19 protein-coding genes are annotated in these 22,481 nt (G+C 40.3%); 11 read left to right on the forward strand and 8 right to left on the reverse strand.

Translation table 11 applies throughout. The features are described 5' to 3' along the window. Positions 1 to 201 precede the first annotated feature (201 nt). From ACNKW3_RS05580 to ACNKW3_RS05590, 3 genes are all read left to right on the forward strand, one after another. Positions 202 to 1,788 (forward strand): alkaline phosphatase, encoded by a 1,587-nt coding sequence (locus tag ACNKW3_RS05580; RefSeq protein WP_427398292.1) that lies wholly within the window; start codon positions 202 to 204, stop codon positions 1,786 to 1,788. Positions 1,789 to 1,803: 15 nt separating this feature from the next. Then, the gene (locus ACNKW3_RS05585) at positions 1,804 to 3,714 is read left to right on the forward strand and encodes an alkaline phosphatase (RefSeq protein WP_427398293.1); all 1,911 of its coding nucleotides are present in this window, start codon (positions 1,804 to 1,806) and stop codon (positions 3,712 to 3,714) included. Positions 3,715 to 3,782: 68 nt separating this feature from the next. Then, positions 3,783 to 4,532 (forward strand): hypothetical protein, encoded by a 750-nt coding sequence (locus tag ACNKW3_RS05590; RefSeq protein ID WP_427398294.1) that lies wholly within the window; start codon positions 3,783 to 3,785, stop codon positions 4,530 to 4,532. A 33-nt stretch (positions 4,533 to 4,565) separates the two neighbouring features. Here the strand turns inward: ACNKW3_RS05590 and ACNKW3_RS05595 are convergent, their stop codons facing one another. The 3 genes from ACNKW3_RS05595 to ACNKW3_RS05605 form a co-directional block, all read right to left on the reverse strand. Then, a complete protein-coding gene (locus ACNKW3_RS05595) occupies positions 4,566 to 4,898 on the reverse strand; it encodes a zinc ribbon domain-containing protein YjdM (RefSeq protein ID WP_427398295.1) in 333 nt (110 codons plus the stop codon). Positions 4,899 to 5,082: 184 nt separating this feature from the next. Next, positions 5,083 to 5,433 (reverse strand): DUF6768 family protein, encoded by a 351-nt coding sequence (locus ACNKW3_RS05600; protein ID WP_427398296.1) that lies wholly within the window; start codon positions 5,431 to 5,433, stop codon positions 5,083 to 5,085. A gap of 18 nt (positions 5,434 to 5,451) precedes the next feature. Beyond that, positions 5,452 to 5,958, reverse strand: a complete 507-nt coding sequence (locus ACNKW3_RS05605; protein ID WP_427398297.1) for an RNA polymerase sigma factor — start codon at positions 5,956 to 5,958, stop codon at positions 5,452 to 5,454. Positions 5,959 to 6,277: 319 nt separating this feature from the next. Between ACNKW3_RS05605 and ACNKW3_RS05610 the strand changes: the two genes are divergently transcribed. Then, positions 6,278 to 8,194: a diguanylate cyclase gene (locus ACNKW3_RS05610; protein ID WP_427398298.1), complete on the forward strand. Its 1,917-nt coding sequence runs from the start codon at positions 6,278 to 6,280 to the stop codon at positions 8,192 to 8,194. Positions 8,195 to 8,234: 40 nt separating this feature from the next. On the opposite strand, the gene ACNKW3_RS05615 is transcribed toward ACNKW3_RS05610, so the two are convergent. The 4 genes from ACNKW3_RS05615 to ACNKW3_RS05630 all read right to left on the reverse strand — a co-directional run bounded on the left by ACNKW3_RS05615 (position 8,235) and on the right by ACNKW3_RS05630 (position 11,886). Then, entirely contained in the window at positions 8,235 to 8,795 is a 561-nt protein-coding gene (locus ACNKW3_RS05615; RefSeq protein ID WP_427398299.1) for a hypothetical protein, read from the reverse strand. Then, on the reverse strand, positions 8,785 to 9,957 hold the full coding sequence (locus tag ACNKW3_RS05620) for a M48 family metallopeptidase (RefSeq protein ID WP_427398300.1): 1,173 nt from the start codon (positions 9,955 to 9,957) through the stop codon (positions 8,785 to 8,787). Before ACNKW3_RS05620 ends, ACNKW3_RS05615 begins: the two co-directional genes overlap by 11 nt. A gap of 3 nt (positions 9,958 to 9,960) precedes the next feature. Continuing rightward, a complete protein-coding gene (locus tag ACNKW3_RS05625; protein ID WP_427398301.1) occupies positions 9,961 to 10,671 on the reverse strand; it encodes a hypothetical protein in 711 nt (236 codons plus the stop codon). Between the two features lie 300 nt (positions 10,672 to 10,971). Further along, on the reverse strand, positions 10,972 to 11,886 hold the full coding sequence (locus ACNKW3_RS05630; RefSeq protein ID WP_427398302.1) for an FAD-binding protein: 915 nt from the start codon (positions 11,884 to 11,886) through the stop codon (positions 10,972 to 10,974). 373 nt (positions 11,887 to 12,259) lie between these two features. Between ACNKW3_RS05630 and ACNKW3_RS05635 the strand changes: the two genes are divergently transcribed. From ACNKW3_RS05635 to ACNKW3_RS05645, 3 genes are read left to right on the forward strand one after another with little or no spacing between them, the layout of a single operon-like run. Then, the gene (locus ACNKW3_RS05635; protein WP_427398303.1) at positions 12,260 to 15,034 is read left to right on the forward strand and encodes a cadherin-like domain-containing protein; all 2,775 of its coding nucleotides are present in this window, start codon (positions 12,260 to 12,262) and stop codon (positions 15,032 to 15,034) included. Positions 15,035 to 15,053: 19 nt separating this feature from the next. Further along, positions 15,054 to 17,759: a TonB-dependent receptor plug domain-containing protein gene (locus tag ACNKW3_RS05640; protein WP_427398304.1), complete on the forward strand. Its 2,706-nt coding sequence runs from the start codon at positions 15,054 to 15,056 to the stop codon at positions 17,757 to 17,759. Next, positions 17,759 to 18,847: a cytochrome-c peroxidase gene (locus tag ACNKW3_RS05645; protein WP_427398305.1), complete on the forward strand. Its 1,089-nt coding sequence runs from the start codon at positions 17,759 to 17,761 to the stop codon at positions 18,845 to 18,847. Before ACNKW3_RS05640 ends, ACNKW3_RS05645 begins: the two co-directional genes overlap by 1 nt. Positions 18,848 to 18,873: 26 nt before the next feature. On the opposite strand, the gene ACNKW3_RS05650 is transcribed toward ACNKW3_RS05645, so the two are convergent. Then, positions 18,874 to 19,170: a hypothetical protein gene (locus tag ACNKW3_RS05650; protein WP_427398306.1), complete on the reverse strand. Its 297-nt coding sequence runs from the start codon at positions 19,168 to 19,170 to the stop codon at positions 18,874 to 18,876. Positions 19,171 to 19,429: 259 nt separating this feature from the next. Here ACNKW3_RS05650 and ACNKW3_RS05655 point away from each other — a divergent pair, with 259 nt between their 5' ends. The 4 genes from ACNKW3_RS05655 to ACNKW3_RS05670 all read left to right on the forward strand — a co-directional run bounded on the left by ACNKW3_RS05655 (position 19,430) and on the right by ACNKW3_RS05670 (position 22,479). Further along, positions 19,430 to 20,578 (forward strand): alpha/beta hydrolase-fold protein, encoded by a 1,149-nt coding sequence (locus ACNKW3_RS05655; RefSeq protein WP_427398307.1) that lies wholly within the window; start codon positions 19,430 to 19,432, stop codon positions 20,576 to 20,578. 230 nt (positions 20,579 to 20,808) lie between these two features. Beyond that, entirely contained in the window at positions 20,809 to 21,618 is an 810-nt protein-coding gene (locus tag ACNKW3_RS05660; RefSeq protein WP_427398308.1) for a hypothetical protein, read from the forward strand. Positions 21,619 to 21,633: 15 nt separating this feature from the next. After that, a complete protein-coding gene (locus ACNKW3_RS05665; protein WP_427398309.1) occupies positions 21,634 to 22,179 on the forward strand; it encodes a hypothetical protein in 546 nt (181 codons plus the stop codon). A gap of 150 nt (positions 22,180 to 22,329) precedes the next feature. Next, positions 22,330 to 22,479 (forward strand): hypothetical protein, encoded by a 150-nt coding sequence (locus ACNKW3_RS05670; RefSeq protein ID WP_427398310.1) that lies wholly within the window; start codon positions 22,330 to 22,332, stop codon positions 22,477 to 22,479. Positions 22,480 to 22,481 lie beyond the last annotated feature (2 nt).

The following is a 22,481-nucleotide window of genomic DNA, read 5'->3' on the forward strand; positions in this document are numbered from 1 at the left end:
GCAACATTTCCTTCAACAAAACGCAACATTTCTGCCAATAAAATTTCATTTTCCTGACAAGCAAACGTCACATTGTATTTCTACTCTTGTCGCTCATTAACGCCTGTTTGATTGAGCGATTATTCCACTTCTCAAATTTCAAACGCTAGCGTTAATCATAGTTTTTTAACTACTCACTACTAATAACATACGGATTACAACATGAAGATTAATGTCGCTAAATATGTTGCATGGACCGGACTTGCTGTTGCTATTTCAAGTGCATCTTCTGCACTAGCAAACTCGTTACCGGAACATCAAACAAGCAATGCATGGTATACCTCAGCAAATGAACTGTTGATGCAAAAACTGGATGTAAATAATAGCTTTAAAGCTAAAAATGTCATCTTGTTCGTTGGTGACGGAATGGGCATTTCTACCCTGACCGCAGCTCGAATTCTCGAAGGTCAGCAACAGGATATGATGGGTGAAGAAAACCTATTGAGTTTTGAAACCTTTCCTTATTCTGCATTGGTGAAAACGTATAACGTTGACGCGCAAACCCCTGATTCTGCAGGTACTATGACAGCTATGATGTCTGGACTTAAAACAGACGTTGGCGTTATTGGTGTTGATGAAGACATTGTTAGAGGTGATTGCGCTAGCGTCGCTGGTAACGAGGTAACTTCAGCACTTGAATTAGCTGAAATTAAAGGCTTATCCACCGGCATTATTTCTACTGCTCGTATAACTCACGCAACGCCAGCAGCGACCTACGCGAAATCTGCAGATCGTAACTGGGAAGATATTTCAGACATGCCAGAAGGTACTACTTGTACTGATATCGCTGATCAGTTAGTTAACTTTGAAGCCAATTTAGAAGCACGTTTTACCGGCGTTGATGTAGATGGTATTGAAGTTGTATTTGGTGGTGGTCGTCGTCATTTCTTACCGCGCGATGAAGCATTTAATAGCGCTGATGCTGTTAGTTCTGTTGAAGGTGATCGCACTGATAATCGAGACCTTACAGCAGAATGGCAAACTACCTACCCACAAGGTTCTTATGTAATGGATCAGACTGGATTTGATGCGATTGATCCAGCATCTACCGAAAGAGTGTTCGGGTTATTCAATGAAAGTCATATGCAATATGAAGCTGATCGCGCAAATGACATTGCAGGTGAGCCTTCACTTACTGAAATGACATCAAAAGCCATTGATATTCTAGATAACAATGAAAAAGGCTTTTTCTTAATGGTTGAATCTGGTCGTATTGACCACGGCCACCATGCGGGTAGCGCATATGGCGCACTGACTGACACCATTGAGTTATCTAATGCCGTACGTGCAGCAATGGAAATGACAAACCCAGAAGAAACCTTGATTATCGTTACTGCTGACCACGGTCACGTATTCACTATCGCAGGTTATCCAAAACGTGGTAATCCAATTTTAGGCAAAGTAGTAAATGTAGGTAGTGAAGAACCAGCAACTGCAGCTGACGGCCTTGCTTACACTACCCTTGGTTACACTAACGGTTTAGGCATGATGGATTTAGGCGACGAAACTGATGCCGATGCTTCTTATGCTTTTGCACCTAATACTGGTCGCAAAGATATTACCCAAATCGATACTACTACTAGCGGCTATCATCAAGAAGCCCTTGTGCCATTAGGTTCTGAAACTCACTCAGGTGAAGATATCAGTCTACATGCCATGGGACCTGGCGCTCAATTAGCACAAGGTAACATTGAACAGAACATGGTCTTTCATCTAATAGACCAAGCGCTTAACTTGACTAGCAACTAATAAGGAATTAGAACAATGAAAAAATTGCAACTTACATTGCTAGCGACCGCAATAATCGGTCTATCTGGATGTCTTGATGACGGTGACGATGGTGCACAAGGTGTAAGAGGTCAAACAGGCCCTCAAGGGGAATCTGGCCTAAATTCACTTATCCGTCAAACTCAACTAGCTGTTGGTAATGCAAATTGCCCAAATGGCGGTGTTCAAATTGACTCAGGTTTAGATACTGACGGTGATGGTTCACTAGCGGATTCTGAAGTAAATGAAACAAGCTATGCTTGTCAGCCTGGCGTAACCTCGGTGAATTCTAGCGAGTTACTCACTAACTTAAACAATCCTTGGTTTGTTGAAGCTCAACAAGAAATCGCTGAAGCGAGAACTACTTGGTTACAAGCGACTAGCACTAGTCAAACTGGTAATGCAACTACAGCTCAAGTCACCAGTTATAAAACTAATTCAGCCGCTGAAAAACAAGCCTTAGTAGATAGCCTAAAAGGTCAAGCCAAAAACGTCATCCTATTTGTAGGTGATGGCATGGGTGTTTCTACTATCACTTCTGCCAGAATTTTAGATGGTCAAATGGCAGGCAAAGACGGTGAAGAACATCAACTTTCATTCGATAAATTCCCGTTTGCCGGCTTAGCGAAAACTTATAACGTTGACGCTCAAACGCCTGATTCTGCGGGTACAATGACAGCTATGATGTCTGGGCTTAAAACAGATGTGGGCGTTATTGGTGTTGATGAAGATATCGTCCGTGGTGACTGCTCCACAGTGACAGGAAATGAATTAGCTACTGCGTTAGAACTTGCCGAATTACAAGGTAAGTCTACTGGTATCATTTCTACAGCGCGTATAACTCACGCAACGCCAGCAGCAACCTACGCAAAATCAGCTGATCGCAACTGGGAAGATGTATCAGACATGCCAACAGCAGCTGTTGATGCAGGCTGTAAAGATATTGCGGACCAGTTAGTGAATTTTGAAGCTTATTTAGAATCTCGCGTAGCTGATTCAGATGTAGATGGCATCGAAGTAGTATTTGGTGGTGGTCGTCGTCACTTCTTACCAAGAGACGCCGCATTTAACAGCCCTGACGCTGTTAGCTCTGTAGAAGGTGATCGTACTGACAACAGAGACCTGACTGCCGAATGGATGGCGCAATATCCCGCAGGTCAATACGTATATGATCAAGCAGGATTTGATGCCATTAACACTGAAACTGTAGAGCGTGTATTTGGTTTATTTAACGAATCACACATGCAGTACGAAGCGGATCGCGGTAATGACATTGCCGGCGAACCAAGCATTGCTGAAATGACAGCTACCGCTATCAATATTCTAGATAACAACGAAGATGGCTTTTTCTTAATGGTTGAATCTGGCCGTATTGACCACGCTCACCATGCTGGAAGTGCATATGGTGCTTTAACTGACACTATTGCACTTGCAGAAGCCGTAGATGTTGCAGACAAAATGACCGATGACAGCGATACGCTTATCATAGTGACTGCCGACCACGGTCATGTGTTTACCATTGCTGGATATCCTAAGCGCGGTAACCCAATCTTAGGTAAAGTAGTAAGTGTCGGAAGCGAAGAGCCAGCAACCGATGCAGACGGCATGCCTTACACTACACTTGGCTATACCAATGGTTTGGGCTATAGAAACCTAGGTGACATGGTGTTTGATGCCGATGCAAGCTATGCAGCAGCGCCGGATGCAGGTCGTAAAGACTTAACTGACGTTAACACTGAGTCTCCTGGATTCCACCAAGAAAGCTTAGTACCACTTACATCTGAAACCCACTCAGGTGAAGACATCGGTATTTTTGCCAAAGGTCCAGGTGCATTCTTGGTCACTGGTACTAATGAGCAAAACATGGTGTTCCACATCATGAACTTCGCTGGTGATTTAAATAAATAAATCTGCACTAAAAACAGCGGCAAACCAAAGGTTATGCCGCTGTTTTTGTATTTCAGGAAACATATAAGATGAAAAATAAAATTGTACTAAGTTTAATTTTGACCTTCTTATTACTTTGCACCATAGCAAGTAAAGGGTTAGCCGAAGAATCTCAATGTTCAGGCGCGGTAACTGTGGCAAGTTATAAAATTTATCAACCTAGATTGGATAAAACCGAAATTCTTGAACTTTATCGCAACAAAAATACCGTTGCTCACTACTATCCCAAAAATCAAATTACCGAGCTTTATGAACTTAATAAAGCGGGACAAGTGAAACTCACGAAATATTTTAATGATCATAAACGTGGTATCGAATATCAACCCAATGACAAACTAAATAACATCAGAAACTTAGATTGGGCACAAAAATACAAATTAATGGGTAAGAACTTTCTTGATAACGCCAGCCAGCAAATTAAACAGACCAATGATTGTGGTGATGTAATTGCATATAGTATCACCCAAGATCACAACACTTTTGTTGCTACCATTGACACTGCTAAAGACATACTCACAGCGTTTGAAATTACTGATGAAAAGGGAAACTTGTTAGAAAAATGGGAGTTGCAATCAACTGAACTAGCAACTGATTCCAGCGTATTTTTATCCCAATTAAACACCTACCAAACCACAGACTACGCGGACATAGGAGATGACCATACAGACCCATTTTTAACCAAAATGGTAAACCTTGGTTTCATTGAAAAATCGAGTTCTGGCTTTTACCACATGGACGACAAACAACAACTGCATGCCGTTGGAGAGCACTCGCACTAATGTGTGAGTGCTATTAACCAGTATTCAGGTTAATTAGGCTTTTTTCACAAATTGCGATTTCAGCATCATGTTGCCGGCGCCATCGACTTTACAGTCAATGTCATGGTCGCCGTCTGCAAACCTTTTAATTACGGCTTTGGTGCCTACTTTTAGTACTTGTGAGCTGCCTTTTACTTTTAGATCTTTAATTAAGGTTACTTTATCACCTTCCGCAAGCTGATTACCGTTACTATCTTTAATATCATAACCATCATCAGCTTTGGCATTTGGGTCCCATTCATGACCACATTCTGGACAAATTAATAAATTACGATCTTCATAGGCGAATTCGCCGTTACATTGTGGACAAGGAGGAAGTGCTGACATCTCGGGTTTCCGTTTACAAATAGTGCTAAAAAATGAGTTACCTACAATCATCTGAGCATACTATTAAACGCCCATTCTAATGGCACAATGCCCCTATGAATTGTAGGGGCATGATATTAACATTATTTTCAATGACTGGCGGCATAAATTTCAATATTTATGAAGCATTTGCAGTTAGTCAGTCTTAACTTTTTAATCTCAATTCTAAATAGCGAATTTCTTTGGCTAGATGATTTCGATTAATTTGCATGAAAACCCATAATTTTGTGGCTATTTGTGCATTAAAACTTAACATCAAACAAATTCCCCAAAAAAGCTCATTATCTGGAGATGCATTAAAAAATTGGTATCCACAGTAAAACATCAAAATTGATAAAATAATGGCGATGCCATAACCTAGTTTGACTAACCAACCAAAGTTTGAAGCAAATCCCATTTTTAAATAATCCGCCAAACTACTTTGATCTCGCATCAAATCATCTAACGCCTTTGCTTGTTGCTGTAAATCCTGCTTTATTTTTTCATCGCTGTTCATGGTGATTAATCTCCATTGTTAATCCAATTTTCTTAATTTTGTTCTTGCTCTATGAAGCCTTGATTTCACAGTGCCTTCTGGCACCTCAAGCACAAGCGCTACTTCGAGTAAACTCAAATCATTTAAATAAAATAGTTCTACTACATCTTTCTCATCTTCAGGCAAACTCGCAATCATTGGAGCCAGAGCAAGAAGATTAACCATGTCGGGGGTTTCTGCTAATTCATCTTGTGCGCTATCATCTTGTTGCCACTTGCTATTTGCACGCATGTAATCAGTAATTTCCCATCGTAAAGCTCGATATAACCAACTTCGAAATAAGCTTACGTTTTCTAAACGCTGAATACGTCTTGCGACTTTCAGCCACACGTTTTGCACTAAATCTTCAGCCACCATGATGTCTTTGACCCGCATCAACGCAAATCTGCGCATCGGCGTAACAAAATGTCCATAAAGTAACGCTAAGGCCCTTTTCTTTCCCTCCTGAGCTTCAAGCACCAAGAGGTCGATCTTAGCTTGTTTCATGGTTCATTTTCCCTGTGCATGTGGTTTCCAATATGTATTTCTTTTATGTAAAGACGAGTCAAACTGAACAAAGGTTCTCCACATGTAAAAATCTAAGTATTTTTGTTTATACCCTAGGTTGATTTCGGCGTATTGTTGGAAAAACGCCGATATTTTATTATTCTTAATGAAAGCATTAGATTTCCAACAATTGATAGTGTTTAATTTTGATATAGTGTTGAAAATACTCGTAAAATACTGTTCGATCTGTTGGTTTAAGGGATAACCACGAGTCGAGAATTTTAGATTATTATTGACAAATTCTGCTTTAAGGACCCGAATGAAAATGCAGTGTAGCAAATGGATAGCGATTAAATACCTGTTTCCGATACTCCTATTGTTAACATATATGGGAATGGCCAATGCAAATTCATTTTTCCCTCACGCCCAATCAAAACTTTCCTTTCCTGCTTTACAAAATGAAATCATTCAGCAAATTTCTGCCAATTCAAATCTACAAGATAAAATTGCTTTACAGTACCAACTTGCTTCTCTTTATTTGACTTACGAGCGCATAGACTTACTAGCCCCCTTACTTAGCAGACTTGAGCAAACCCTTGAGAATGAAACCAATATTTTAAACCGAACCAAGTGGTATTTGTTTAATGGATATGCCCTTTATTATCAAACTAAATATGGTATGGCGAATGACAGTTTCAAACGAGCATTTAATGAAATGTTACGGGTGCCCGATGAGGTACTTCAACTTAAAGAAAGCCAATATTTACTCACTGTATTGCAACTTTATTCCTCTTTAAACCTCGCCTATCTACAGCAATACTCTGACGCCACCTTCCAACTTTCTGAAATCAATGTCACTGCAAAAGCACTGGACTGGCCAATCATATATGGTTTGAGTTTTTATTTTCTTGGAATGGTGAGTTATGAAATTAAAAACTACGAACAGGCGCTAGAATATTACCACCAAGCTCAACTTGCTTTTCCACCTGAGGCTGAACACTTCAAAGCTTTGGCATTACTAACTGAAGCTCAAATGATAAATATTGTTGGTGATAGGCGGGAAGCCTTTGAGCGTCTAGATCAATCTCTTAAAACGCTGCAAAACTATCAGGATTTAAGTTCACTTGCGTTTGGGTATTTGCTCAAATCGTATTTTTACAGTAAAGATAATAACTATCCTTTATCTCTTGTATGGATATCCAAGTCAGTAGAATTAAGAGAAAAAATTGGTACTAGCGCTAATATCGCCAATGCTTACGTACATTACAGCGGAACTCTATTTGACAATGGACAACTAGAAAAGGCGCTAGAGTATGCCGAAAAAGCATCTAACATCGTAAAGGACACGGATGATTTATCCGGGAAATGGGATGCCTTTGGCAATTATGCACATTTACTTTCTGAGAAAGGTGACTATCAACAAGCCTACGAATATATGCACCAATCTGAGCGCGCATTGCTTGCAAAGGCTAGGTTGGACATTACGGCCGAAACAGCGCGATTAAATACTGAATTTAATTTACAAAAAGAAAAATTAAATAATCAATATCTTGACGAAAAAAACGACTTATTACAACGTGAGCTTGAAAAAGAACAGCTACTTCAATCTCGACAGAACTCTACAATTTGGATGCTGTCTGTATCCACCCTATTCACTTTAGTTTCTTTGTCCATTATATACCGCCTATATCTGACTAATAAAAAACTAGCCAGTAAAGATTCACTAACAGGGTTGCCTAATAGACGGACGATATTTGAGATTGGTGAACGCTTATTTTCTCTGAGCAAGCGATATAAACATGATATGTGTGTGTTGATGATAGACATAGATAACTTCAAACAGATCAATGATACACACGGACATGGTGTAGGAGACAAAGCGCTTAAATTTCTCACCGAGGTATTTACAGGTGTTTTGCGTAAATCTGATTCCATCGGTCGTGTCGGCGGTGAAGAGTTTTTGATGGTATTGCCGCACAGTAATGAAGAAGACGGATATAAGCTCGCGCAAAGACTAATGGAAGAAACTCAGAGGAAATTCCCAGAAAGTAATCTAGCAATCGATGAACTGACATTTAGCGTGGGATTAGCCAACCATAATTTAAGCTACAATAAGTTTGAAGATTTATATAAAGCTGCCGACGATGCGCTATACAAAGCCAAGCATAATGGCCGAAACCAAATTCAAGCAGTAGATGAAAATCATTCTATTGGTATGCCTTCATTTGCTTCATGAAAAAGCCCTCATAAAGAGGGCTTGAAGCATTTATTTTAGATTATCCAGCATGTTCTATTTGTTCGACCACCTGATTAAAGGCTGGAAGGTTTTCGTTAAAATAATGAATATTTGGCGCAGAAAAGGACACTTTAACTAAATTTTTGCCTTTAATAGTTCCTTGCGTAACATGTCGCATAGTTGTGCCATTGGAGTCACGATGAGTCCATTCAACGAAATAATGCCCTACACTATCCATTTCTCGATAATCCTCAGACACTATATCGAAATCTGTTACGTTATTCATTTTACTCCAATAACTTATGTAAGTTTTTGAAGCTTCTAATACGTCCATATCCGACTTAATTTTGGTTTCTAGCACTTTCTCCAACGTTGAAAAAGGAATAGTTTCAATCAGCATACTATTCAACGAAGGGCCATCTTTAGACGCGATTGTTAAGTTCTTATTAACGGCAATCGTCACCCAACCATCCGGTAGTGTTATAGTCATACCTTGCTGGGTAACTTTAGCATTTTTTGAATTAACCTTTTGCCATTGAGCTACACATCCACTCAATAATACAATGGTCAAAGATACAACAAGAATTCTTTTAATGTTCACTAGTTACTTCCTTTTTATTTAGCTTTTTTAAATACATTTTCACGTAACCGCTTTTACCTTCGGCGGCTTGGTTAGCTGCTTCTAGATACTTTCGAGCGCATGCATTATCGTTTAATTCCATGCAAACAATTCCAGCATGCATGAGAGATTCGTGGTCATTTTCAACATGTTTAAAATAGGTGTCATAGAGCGATAAGGCAGTTTCTAGATCATCTTCTTGTTTGCGCATTCGATATGCTTGGGCAAAATACGACAACTCACCTACATTATTTTTATAAACGCTATTACCAAAATGAGTTTCGTACTCATTTATCAAACTATTATAATGGCCCAGCTCTAATTTTTCGCTGATAGCAAAATTACGTACCTCTGCAAAATTGGCTTTATAAACCTCTTTGTCGTTATAAATTGGATTGATATTGTCATCATCAAAATTATTAGCAACATATTGCTCAAAGTTCTCAATACGTTCTAATAGATCAGGGTGTGAGGCAAAAAACCATGAGGCCTCTATATCGTTTGCCAGCGCATCTGAGGCCATAAATTCAAATATTTTTTTTGCTTCTCGAATATCATAGCCAGCTAGTTGCATTCTCTGAATAGCTTCCATGTCCGCTTCACGCTCAAGATCGCGACTAAATCCCGCGATAGAAGAAGCGCCGATGAACTCACCTAACAGAGGGATGCCGACCAAATTCATTAAAACAGCGAACCCAGTCGCTTGCGCATGACTGATTCGATTCTTCGCAGAGTGCCGCTTGGTAAAATGCGCTACCTCATGAGCCACTACAGCTGCTAGTTGAGAGTCATTTTCTGCAGCCGCGATGATCGCCGAATGCACATATATTTTCCCGTTGGGAAATGCAAAGGCATTCAGAATTGGGGTTTTTACAATTTCTAACGAAACTTCATTAGCAAACTCAGGGTAAAGATTTGCGGCCATATTATTAATGTGTTGTTTCGCAGTGTATCCTGGTAACACTTTCCCAGATCGACGAATCATATCTACTGCATCTTCGGATTGACTCCAGAGGCGTTTTTCACCGTCAGTTAAGTTTGAGGTTTGACTCGCGTCTTCAAACTCAACCAATTTTGAAGTCGAACCGCATGCGCACAAACCTACTGTAAGTGCGAATACACTAACGGTCTGTTTGAAACCCATAATTTATTTCCCTGTAGTTAACGGACTTGTTGATAAAATCTCAGCGATTGCTGATTTTACACTTTTTTCACTGTCTAGACTCAAACCTTGGCTAGCTGATGAATTACTCCAGAGTAAGTGCCCAGTATCTAAGTCAACTACACCAATGTGCAAAACGGCAATGCCGCCAGGGTTTACACCTATACCTCCGATCATGGCCAGCGCCGCAAGCGCCTTTTTTCCGCCTGAAGTTACAATGTCTTCGCCATAAATAAAGATAGCTTTGTCACTGCCTGTCTTATCTTTGAGATATGAAAGCCCATTACCCAAAGTATAGTTAAAAGATTTTCTATCCGACCAAGCCGGTCCCATGTATTGGATGTTCTCTGCAGAAACTGCTACGCGTTGATAGAGTCCTACATAATCATCAAACAACAACTGTTCGTCTTCGTTTTCTACAGAATATTCGACTATGTCTACGTTATTTATATTACTGAATGCTTTTATTACTTCAGATTTGACTATGCGATTCGCTTCAGCAGATTCTTCTGGTAATTTTTCCAAACTACCAATACCTGATTCTTTAACTTCGACCTTAATTGGGATTAAAACTGCCGACGTCATGGACTTTATTTTTTGGCTAGATTCTGGATTTTGATTGCTTGTTTGGACTGAATGTGTGACACATCCTGTGAGTAAATATAGTGCGAGTAGTACAAATGAAATACGAATCATGGAACTTCCTTTTTAATACATCTGATTTTTTGTTTTTTTACCATCCATTGATTAGTAAATCACAACCTTTGGCCTAAAGGCAACTGAAAAATAACTAATACTAAATTTGCCGAACTTAAACCTATTCTTATGTTTAATTGGCTCTTTAGAGAGCTTGCCCCTTGCTTGTATAATGCTGCTCCCATAATTTATTACTAAATCTATTTTCAGGGTCAAGGCTTTGTTTTAATTCAAAGTAGTCAACAGCCTTAGGATAGGCTTTCAAGAACTGTTCGGTTGTCGCATCCATTTTCCAACATTTTAATCAGCAACAAATTTGGCAATTTTAGGTTGCCACCAATAGTCATTTTGTTTGGGAATCAGTCTTTCAGTGACCGTTAACGGCTTTTCGGATTGCACCCAACTAACGCTGTTTATCTGGGTGTAATTAGGAGGATAAATATCTGCATTATGAAACACAATGTTTTCATTAGTTTTGATTTGCGTTTGAAAGAATGCGCTGTAGTTGCCAATGGGCATATATTGGGTTTCCCTTGCTACTTTTACATTAGGCACTAGCTTAAGGGTTGCTTCAGTAATCACGCCCAAACCGCCATAACCACCAATGGCAGCATAAAATATTTCGGAATTTATGGTGGGAGAGGCTTCGATAATTTCACCATTGGCTAATATCATTTTGATCGACTTTACCGAACGAATTATTGGCCCTTCCCCCATGTAACGACCATGTACATTTACGCTAAGAGAACCGCCCACGGTGAAATTGGAATAGGATTGCATGATTTTGATAGATAGATCTTGTGGGTCTATTACTTCTTGAATATCTCGCCAGCGTATTCCGCTTTGCACGGTAATTTCACGCTTGACTACATCCAATGAGAGTACTTGATTAAAACTTCTCATATCAATATGCAAGCTGTCTTCTAGTGCTATCTGCCCACCTTGACTGTAGCGTCCTCCGCCAATGGAAATTTTCCCTTTTGATGACATTATCGCTTGGCGTATTTCGTCGGTATTAGTTGGTCTTATTACCTGTGCGACCCTTATAGGATTGAGCTGTGTGATGTCATTTACTTGTTCGGGAATAGGTGTAGGAGCTGTGTATTCAGGAGAAAGATCAATAAGTATATAAGATGCTAATGCACCCACCATTAGCAAAGATATGCCTATGAACAACAATGTGACTTTGACCAATCCTTTGAATAACTTTCGCATAAATTCCCTTTGAGTCTTTCGATACAAGGTTAAGATACCACTAGTTTTGCGAAAGATCTGCTTATCTGTAAGCAAGAGATTTACAAACGATATGCGTTTTAGAAGATATTCAGCAGGCCCGAAGACCTGCTAAATACACTAAGGTACATGGCTTTATACATTAGTTGGCTGGTCTTTAAACGGAGTTACATCACGTAAAAAAAGGCGGGGGGCAACCCGCCTTCTACTACGATAAAGATATTGGCCAAGACCAGTAGACCAACAAGACGAATACTAGCTCACTTGAAATTTTAATGCAAATGATAATTGTTTTTATTTATATTAACGTGTAGGCTAATAAATAAGTTTGGTCACCAAGATGTATGAGGATGTAATGAATAAAAATAATAAGATAATAATTTTGAGCTTAGCCAGTTTAGCCTTGTCTGCTTGTGGAGGAAGTGGAGGCGACAACAATAGTGCACCGCAATTTAATAACTCAGTTTATTCAGTAACCACTGTAGAAGAAGAAGCTGTCACCAGCCAAGTAACTGCTAGCGACGCTGATGGCGACAGTTTGACTTATACCTTAGCCTCTGCGCCGACTAATGGCACAATTTCGATTAATGCCAATGGTAACTTTACCTATACGCCAAATATGAATTTCGCTGGCACGGATAGCGCGCAAATTGCTGTCTCCGATGGCACAAGTTCGGTCAATACGACAGTCAATATTACCGTTACCAATATCAACGATGCGCCCGTTATTCAAACAACATCCGTTACCGTCAGTAGTCAAGGAACTTCGACGGGGTCAATAACGGTAAGTGATCCCGATGGTGACACTGTAACTTTTACTTTGGTAAATCAACCTGCGAATGGCTCATTAACACTAGATACAACCACAGGTGATTTTGAATATACCCCAGCTTCTCTTGAACAAATTGATGGTAGTTTCACTATCAGTTTCACCGACGGAATTATAAGTACGCCAATTCAGGCTGAAATTAACCTTACCCCTTCGTATAGCACTAATGCAGATAAACTTAGTTACTATTACACATCGATTAAATCAAATTTAAAGCAAGCTGATGCAATGATTGAAGCTATTGGCTCGGATGAATATAGAGACGATGTACGAGAATCTTTAGCCGTTGGTTATACCACCGCAGAATTTGACGACCAGGCAGAAAGTTACCTAGATCAGATCGCCACGCTGGACAGAAAAGCAAATGCACTTTTAGCGGTAGGTGAAAGACTTGATCAATTAGGAAAGGTAAATGCAGGTAACGATGCACGTTATCGTTCCCAAGCGCTATACAACCAATTCCTAGCAGAAAAGGGATTGGAAAATATGAACAGGGATGATGCCAGCTATTTCATCAGTATTATCAATGACTATGGCAATGTGAATAATGCGGATGCTAAAAACAATATGATTAGCACCGTACAAATTTACGCAGAGGCCATTAATAGCGAAGTATACAGTACTACCTATGGCAGACTCCTATCGGCGGCTCGGATTAATCTTGTTGACTTGCAAGAAGCTTATTACAACTCAGGAACAGATGCAGATAAAGTCCTTGCTCTGGATGCAGCTCGGTTACTTGAGCCCTTAGCAATGAACGTAGGCTATCGTGTTGTTACTAGAGGTGAATTCTCAGGTCGTAACAGTTACCAATTACGGGGGCTTTATCTTGGTTGGTTAGCAGAGCACTATTTTCATTTAGACCAAGAAGATAAAGCGAAACAGTATTTAGCAGAAGCGTTAGCCTTATATGGTGTAACCAACTACGACCCTGAATATGTGGTAGCAGTATCAGCTGACGCTGAAGTTACCCTAGCAAGTTATACAGCGGTCATTGAAAACCTCGCTGGATTATTTGAGTACTATTACCCAGATGCGGACACAAATTTAGCGCGAGATTTATTGGCGCCTGAGGCAAATGATTATGCTGATGCTACCATTTTTATGTATATGTATCGCGGACTAAAATTAGCTGAAGCTGGTCAAGATCTCACGCCATTATTCACAGAAGTAAGAACCTTTTTTGAAGAAAATGGTGATTTAAGAGACTATTACGAATTCTTAGTGCAACAGGGCGCTAGCGGCATTCGTCTAGCCGGTTTATTACTTAATCGTGGGTATGATGCCTATGCTAGAGAAGCACTAGAAACCGCCGCCAGTTTAATTCAAGAAGAAGCCTATATCACCGAAGAAACAGCTTTGCGTACGTTTGGAACCTATGGTTGCTTTGGATTAAATAAACTTTATGTAAGAGCCGGCGGTGATGCAGACTCAATTATCCAAGCCTGTGAATCTATAGCGGAAAGTTACTATCAAGCAGAAGATGGAAACTTCACTGAAGCTCAAATAGCGGAGGCTTATAAAGCACTCATTGGTTTGTATGCGTTGAATGACAACCAAACCAAAATGCAAGCAGTAGCTGATAACCTTATCGCGCAAACGGCACAATTTACTGATTTACAGGAAAGATTTGAGGCAAGAGCTGAAGCGGCTGCACTGCTCTCCAGCTATGGTTTATTAAGCTCCGCTAATAGCATTATAACTCAGTTGAGCACTGATATTCAGGCTTATCTGGAGACGGAAGATGGACAAACAGCAGACGCATTAGAAGATCTTGCTCGCAATGTATTGCCGTTTTTAGCGGGAGACACTAGCCTGCCCGAAAATGATGCTTGGTTCAGTACAAATGTAAAAACGGCCTTGCGACTTCAAGCAACAAGTGAAGGTTTTTCTGACCAATATTCTGCATTTTTGAGTCATCTACAAAACCTAACGTTAGCCATTGCAGATAAAGTACAAATGCTTACCGTGAATGAGCAACAAGATGTGGTCGAGTTTTTGGTTTTGGCCCTAGCTCGCGCTGATTTGTATACCCAAGCATCAGCTTGGATTGACAGCGATATAAATGCCGTTGCAGAGCAATATGAATTACGTGCTATTTTGGCGAGTCACTTAGCTGAAAAAGATGCCTTCCCGGGGAGTGCCGTTGCCAATGTAGATACCGACAATGATGGTTTGCCAAACTTTTTCTTATTGACCGCAAGTCAAGCCGATATCGATGCTTCAGGATTGGTTGCAGATAATGATGCTGATAACGATGGCATTTTGGATGCTGAAGATAGCACTCCATTAGGTGAATAAAAGGTCTAGTTAAGTACCCATGAAAAATAAAGTCAGCCAGTGGTTTACACTGGCTGCGTTGTTTTTTCTGTATTCAACAGAAATATACGCGCAGCAAGTGGAAACTGAATCACAAGAAAATTCTGAATTACCATCAGACGATGAGAAACTCAAGACTGAACCTAACGACAAGGTTGAACATGTATTAGTCGTCGGCGAATACATTGGAATTGAAGTTCCCGAAGCCTTTGGTCGTTTTACCCTTTCGGAATCTTTTGTCAGAAATGCCCCAAAAACCACGGGCGATATCAACGATTTAATCGCATTGCTACCTGGCGTGCAGTTATCCGAAGATGCCTTCGCAATTGGTCAAGCTGGTGAAATAAAAGCAAAGCCGATTTCAATTTCAGGCGCCCAACCTTGGCAAACTGGATTTTTTATCGATGGAATGAATTACAACAGTCGTTTAGATCCTGCGGCAAATAGTCGATCGGTTTCCAGTGTAAATGATGTGCAAGGCGGTGTGCAAACCTTCAATATAAATAGTCAAATTGTGCAAACAATTGATGTTTATGACAGTAACATTCCTGTGCAATACGGGGGATTTTCTGGCGGCGTGGTAGAAGTTGAAACTCGCTCATCCTTTGATGTAGAAGAGCCCAAAATATCTCTTGGCTATCGCTCATCGCGAAGCGATTGGAATCGTTACAATATGATTATTGGCGATCAACAAGGTGATTTATACGGCGTAACCTCAACCAATACGCCGCCTCAATTTACTCAACACAGCTACAATGTCATGCTGAACACCCCAATTTCAAACAACCAAGGGCTACTTTTATCTGCCAACTATACAAAATCCATTAAAACTGAGTATTCGTTAAGTGAAAATGTTAACACTCAGCGCGATAACGTAAACCTGCTGATAAAATACTCTATTAGAGATATCTGGTTTGATAAGCTTGACATCAGTGCCACCTATGCACCCTATGAAAATTTGAATATTCTACGGGATACCCTCAATAGTAATTTAACCATCAGCGGTGGCGGCTACGGAACTGTACTTAACCTAGAAAAAGAGGTTGATTTTGCCCAGTGGCGCAGTAAATTTAGTGCAAACGTAAGTGAAAATAGTCGCGCCGCGCCCCAACATTTTTATTTGTGGAATACATTGAGAGGAAAAGAATGGGGTCAATTAAATGCTGATGCAAGTTCCCAAGATAACACTTTATCAAGAGAAGGTGGATACGGAAATCTGGACAAAACTCAACAACATATAAATTGGCAGAACAGTTTATCTTTTAAAGAGTGGCAATTGGGTGACAGCCAACACTTTTTTGATTTTGGGATAAGTTTATCACAGCAAAAACTATCCAGAGAACGTTCAACTGATAGCTACTATTATAATTCTGCCAAACAATATAGTACTGAGCTAGGAGCGCCTACTCTCAACTGTAGCGGCTATACCATTGACTGTGTTGAACTCGTTTATATTCGACCTCTAGATGAATTAGAGGCGCAAATTGGCGGTCCTTTAGATTTTAATAACCTTGAACACGTGCAACTCTACAGTGACAACATTGCAGTTAGTCCTCAATACTTTCAATTTCGCATTGTTTATCCCGTCGAAGATATCGAGGTAGACGTAAATCAGATATCAGCATGGGCAAATTATCAAATTCTTTGGCAGAATTTAACCCTAAACCTAGGCTTACGTTATGACTATGATGACTTTTTCCAAAACCATACGATTGCCCCAAGAATTAGCGGGAGTTGGGATTGGTTTGATGATAATAGTACTTTATTGGTGTTTGGCGCTAATCGCTACTATGACGCTGGTTTAGCTACTTATAAATTGAAGCAAGAACAACAACCTTATTACACTCAATTTCGCCCAATTTTAAATAATAGCTTGCAAGCTTGGGTTCGCTCAAGCCGAGATGCAAATTTACGTTATTTATTTAATGACGTAGATTCTCCCTACAACGACGAAATCACTCTAGCCTGGAAACAACATCTAGGAGATTTTGGCTATTTATCTGTACGAGGTGTGTATAGATGGCAAAGAGATCAATTAGCCCGAGCAGGTGAATCTGTGCTAGGTGAAGATGGCTACCGATATGCCTATCAGGAGAACACTGGTTACGGAACTAGCAAGCGATTGTCGTTAGCATGGAATGGTCGTTGGCAAAATCATTCATTTTGGGCAAACACTGATTTTTCAGAAACGTTCAGTAGTAGCGATTCTTATGATGCAGTGCCAAGCGATGTCGGGTTGGACGAGATAGTATGGTATGAATCTGGCGATGAGATAGGCCGCTTAGCTACCCGTTCTGATTTAAATAATCTAAATACAAATTTTGCTCGTCCTTTAAAAGTCAATTTTGGTTGGCATGCTGATTGGACAGAGTATTTTTCTACCAGCATGAATGGTACTTATACCGGCGGTTATGATACCGCTGTCGATACAGGTAGCTACATTCGAGCATCAAATATACTTTGGCTGTGCGATACATGTGAAGTAGATTCACTTGAAGTTCCGCTCTTCCGCAAAGCCGAAATAGACGCTCGATGGATGGTTAACCTAGCGGCTAAGCTGCGTCTAAATGCTAATAATTTAGGTACAGTCACTTTGTCTGTTGATGTTAGTAATGTATTTAACAGTCGCACTTATCTTGTATCTCCAGGAAATAACGGAATAGAAACAGGCAGAACGCTCTGGGTAGGTGCACAATGGGATTGGTAATGAAAATCTTATGTGTATTGGTTTTGTTTTGTAATCTAGCCTTAACTAGAGCACAAGAAGCCACCGATTCTGATTCTCAGGTTTTGCAGCTCCGTGCTTTATACGCAAAACCTATCGCTGAATGGCCTATGGCAGAAACGGCTGATGCCGTAAAGCCCATAGCCCTTGCGCCGCTAAAAATACCAACAAAATTAGAATCCCCTAAAATAGCCTTAGGTAAACAATTATTTAATGATCCGATTTTATCTAGAGACAACAGTGTATCCTGCGCCTCCTGTCACCTGCCAAGACTTGCTTTCGTGGATAGACGTCAACAGGCAATAGGTATCGACGGACAAACTGGTCGCCGCAATACTCAAGCTTTATTTGCCCTAGATCAGTGGCAAAGCTTCTTCTGGGATGGGCGTGCTGTTTCTGCCCAAGCTCAAGCATTAGTGCCTATTAGTGACCATAAAGAAATGGATCTACCGTTAAACCTAGCCCTTGAACGATTAAATACAAATTCTAATTATCAAAAATTATTTAAGAGCGTCTATAAAACGCCCATGATTGATTCACAGCAGCTCGCAGATGCAATAGTAGCCTTTGAACTTACCATAGAACCGCCGAATACGCTTTTTCAGCAGGCGCTTCAAGCCTATCAGTACTCACCTTCCAAGGCTGTAAACATGCTTTCTGAGCAGCAACTTAAAGGTTTGCATTTGTTTCGGACAAAGGCTAAATGTATGACCTGCCATGAAGGCGCTATGTTCAGTGACAATCAATTTCATAATACAGGACTGACCTATTATGGTCGCCGGTTTGAAGATCTTGGTAGATACGAAGTAACTGGAAATAAAGAAGATGTAGGACGTTTTCGGACGGCTTCTTTAGTCGGTCTGCAGCAAACTCGTCCTTGGATGCATAATGGTCTATTTAATAACTTAAGAGGCATCGTCAACTTGTATAACGCAGGCGGAGCAAGACCTAAGCCAAGGGCACATCAAATTGACGACCCTTTATTTCCTGTGACCTCAAATCTGCTTGACGAACTCAAGTTAAATGATGAAGAGATTGCAGACTTAGTTGCATTTTTAGAAACCTTGTAAGCGGTATAATACTTACATAGCGCTAATTACAAATGACTATTGGAATAACTGCGGCGTTCTACAGGTTGGAATCTCTCTGAAAAGCGTAAGCTTTCAATGCCGCAGTCTCTGCATTCATTATAATACTTTTCTTTTCGTTTTATGATACGGGCTTCTTCGCTACCGCAGCATTGACATTGAGAGTACAAGGGGGTTTCAGTGGCGCAAAAATCACATTCTACGAAATAACCATAACGTCCATATTTTGCGGTTAAACCAACGCGGGAGCCACAACCTTGGCAAGCGACGGTTGTCATCGACAGAGTTTCGTCTAATTCAATCATTTAAAATCTTCCTTAAATTACTACTTTAGGATAATACAAAGTAGCTCCGTTTTCCGTATTTTTTTCTGCTTATAAGTATATTAATATATACTTAATGCTAGTTTTTGCTATTCCTGAATTCGCTTTTTTTGAAAAATCATTATTTTTTGAAAGATTAATTACCATTGCACAATCTATACTTTATGTTTGGATTGAAATTCCGATTTAATCCCCAATGTTCTATCAATCAATGGCAATAAAACTATCAAGGAACCATGGAATGAGGATGTTTTTGCTAACTCTTTTTCTAATAACTTTCTCAAGCATAACTAGTGCGTCAATAACATGGGAAACGCCCAAAAAAATAACATCTAAAGTACTTCAAGAACCCCGTGATTACCGCGTCTCACTGCCCATTGACTACAATGAGAATACAGACAAACAATACTCACTACTTTTAATTTTAGACGGTCAATTCTATGGCGACCTGGTGGCAAATAATGCGCTTTTCTTATCTGACGCAGGCGATATCCCTTATCATGTTGTTGTGGCGTTGGATTCTACCAATCGTCTTAGAGACTTCACGCCAACCGACTCCGACGATTGGGTAGGCGATGGCGGCGCCGATAAGTTTTTACACTTTGTCACTCAAGAATTATTACCGGAATTGCAAGGTTTATATCGTATAGAAAAACATAAGGTAATTTGGGGACACTCTGCAGCTGGACTTTATGTAATGCATCATATGATGTCAGCGCCAAATTCATTCGATGCCTATTTAGTGAATGACGGAAGTTTGGATTGGGACAATAAGGTCATTGAAAAGGAGCTTTCTCAATATTTACAAAGATCAGATCGCCCCAGGCAATTTTTATATTTTAACAATAGTTACCTTATCCAAGACATGCCTGATGAGGTCCGTTTTATAGCGCCATTAAAAGACATTTTGCGAAACAACGCCGGAGAAAAACTGCGCTGGGTCCATCAAAATCTCGATAATGAAAGTCATGGTAGCATTCCACTTATTGGCAGCATTAATGGCCTGAGAGCGCTATATGAAGGTTATCGAATACCTGAATCTGTTGTTTTTTCAGGGCTGGATGGTCTAATTTCGTACTTCGAACGTGTAAAGCATCATATTGGTGCTCCAAATCAAATTCCCGAAAATTCCATACTGGATCTGGCGTTTCATCAACTTTGGACCAAACCTGCAACTTCTGTTGCGACATTTGAATACTGTTTAGAGCTCTATCCTGAATCACTTTCTGCACTAGAAGGCTTATCCGAAGCCTATCTGAACCAAGGAGATTTTTCTAGAGGCTTGAAAACCTTAGAAACCGCTATTCAAAAAGCTCAAAAAACTGACTCAGAAAAAGCTGTCGAACTGCAAAAAAAGTTGGGGCAGCTTAAATTGGAACAAGATCTTTAATTACTGCGCAAATAAACCGTTTTCTAACCTATGTATTTAGAACCAAATACTTTTTCGAGGCGACCATCGGGATCATAAAGCTTCACGCTATCTTGATCCCATTTATAGCAAACTAGGTCTAAAACAAAAATAAATGGATACTTTTGGAGTTTGCCAACAGCAAGATTTTGGGCTTTACTGTAGAATTATTGAACAACAGCAAAATCAACAATATTGAAAAGGAGTTCAAGATGCCAATAAATCCCAATGCTGATCCTGTTGTTTTAGTTGTGCATGGCGTGCAACTTGGTGAAGATGACGATGCCAATCAACATCTTGATATTGAAGCCTTAGTTAAAGCTAGGCAAGTAGCCCCCCAAGCCTTTAGTGTTGACGCGTACAAATATGAAAACGTGAATGACCAAGCCGTCGCAAAACTTAAAGACCTTTCAAGGATTCTCATTCGATCCACTGTCGGCCAAATTCTTACGCCTAAAGTAATCGACATAGTGTTTGACGTGGTCATATCACTGCGAAATGGCTCAACAGCCAATCGCATTCGTGAGGGGCTGAAACAGAAAATTCTTAGCTATTATCAAGCCGGACGCCCCTTATTTATTGTGGCGCATAGTTTAGGTAGCGTTTACACATTTGACGTTATCAACGAATTAATCAAAGAAGGGCCATATTTTAAACGAAACGCGCCCCTAACCTTTCCTGCGTTAGGTTTGGTAACCATTGGAAGTCCATTGGGGTTAGATATGTTCAAAGCGACCGGCCGCAATATTGCAGAGAAACTTGGTACAGGTCGAGTCCCATTTCAGTGGTTAAATTACTTTGATACCAATGATCCCATAGTTTCCGGAAATATCTTTGGTAAACAGCTAACAGATCTCTCAATCGCAGGGAATTACCGTCAAGATGGGGATGATTTTGGTTGGTTTATCCGAGACTTTCCAGTCGTGACAGGCAAAGCACATTTACTTGCTCATATTGCCTATTGGAACGATATAAAGGTAGGTGATGGCCTTGTGGGTCTGCTGTCATTGGTTAAACGTTAATTGAAGGGAATGATTATGAAACGCATTATTGGAATATCTGGCATATTATTACTCACGTCTTGCACAAACCATCTTTATCAAGGCGCACTGGAATACGAAACCACAGATAATCGCATTTGCGAAGCTAAAATCTATTCCGATGACACTACTTGGTTTTTAAACAAAAACGGTAAGCCAGACACCATCACCATTAAACAAGGTGGTGACAATGATTCCTTTCAATTTGACTACTCGCCCACTGATACTGCGAGCTTAGTGAAACCGGCCGAGTTTTATGTGGCAGCTTTTGATCCAGACCAAGCCAACATAAGTGATAGCCAAGTGTTGTGCGGAAATTTAACTGGCTTTGAATCCTATAAAAATGGTGAAAACAGCGAAGTTGAGTTCCTATATGTGTGCAACAAAATGAATTTGTGGGGGACGACTATTAGCGGTCCTATGCCCGCCAGCGAAACGCCCTATGTATTCAAAATGCAAGACCCCGTTTCTGAATTTTCTTGGACCGGTGAGCAATTAAGTCAACGGGTAGAACTCCCTACCTGCAGGCCGAAAGAGGATTAGCCCCTTCTTCGTCATTTCGTCACCTCCTACGACGTTCCGACCCGCACTCGTCATTCCGACGAAAGTCGGAATCTGGTGAATGTTTCTGGAGATGCTGATATTCATCAGCATGACGTCTTGCTTCGTCATTCCGACGAAAGTCGGAATCTGGTGGACGTTTCCGGAGATACTGATATTCATCAGCATGACGAGAAACTTTTAGGAGGTGCTGATTTTCATCAGCATGACGAGAAACTTTTAGGAGGTGCTGATTTTCATCAGCATGACGGGGGAGGCATGAGCATAACGGTGAGAGTGTAAGC

The organism is Glaciecola sp. 1036, assembly GCF_050306235.1.
GTDB lineage: Bacteria > Pseudomonadota > Gammaproteobacteria > Enterobacterales > Alteromonadaceae > Glaciecola.